We start from the raw sequence: 862 nt of genomic DNA, 5'->3' as shown, positions 1-862 counted from the left end.
GCAAGCTTAAGGTATTCAGTACCGGAGGCGAAGGGAAACCGAGTGTTAATAGCGCGCATAAAGTCAGTGGCAATAGACCCGAAACCGGGTGACCTATCCATGGGCAGGTTGAAGTGGGGGTAAAACCCCATGGAGGACCGAACGCACGCCCGTTGCAATGGTCGGCGATGACCTGTGGATAGCGGTGAAATTCCAATCGAACTCGGAGATAGCTGGTTCTCCCCGAAATAGCTTTAGGGCTAGCGTTAGCTTAGATTACCGGAGGTAAAGCACTGAATGGGCTAGGGGCCGATAAGGTTACTGAACCCTATCAAACTCTGAATGCCGGATAATTGATGGCTAGCAGTCAGACTACGTGAGATAAGTCTCGTGGTCAAAAGGGAAACAGCCCAGACCCACAGCTAAGGTCCCAAATGTATGCTAAGTGGAAAACGATGTGGAGTTGCGAAAACAACCAGGATGTTGGCTTAGAAGCAGCCACTCATTAAAAGAGTGCGTAATAGCTCACTGGTCGAGTGACTCTGCGCGGAAAATATAACGGGGCTAAGCATGCAACCGAAGCTTGGGCTTGCCGCAAGGCAGGGGTAGGGGAGCGTCGTGTACGGGGTGAAGTCGTAGCGGAAGCAGCGGTGGACTTTACACGAGTGAGAATGCCGGAATGAGTAGCGAGAATTATGTGGGAATCATAATGGCCGAAAATCTAAGGTTTCCTGGGGAAGGTTCGTCCGCCCAGGGTAAGCCGGGAGCTAAGGCGAGGCCGCGAGGCGTAGTCGATGCACATACGGTTGAAATTCCGTAGCCACCGAACCTTAAGTACACTGACACATGGAGATAGCGGGACCCGGGCGTTGGTTGACCCGGG

General features: G+C 52.8%; 1 rRNA gene. It reads left to right on the top strand.

Features of this window, described 5'->3' with window-relative positions:
- Nucleotides 1-862 (top strand): 23S ribosomal RNA (locus tag ACTNB1_RS14805); the annotation flags it as partial.

Source organism: Flavonifractor sp. HCP28S3_F3 (assembly GCF_052065355.1).
GTDB lineage: Bacteria > Bacillota > Clostridia > Oscillospirales > Oscillospiraceae > Flavonifractor.
The sequence above is the reverse complement of the archived record's forward strand: the minus strand, read 5'-3'. Positions and strand labels throughout refer to the sequence as shown.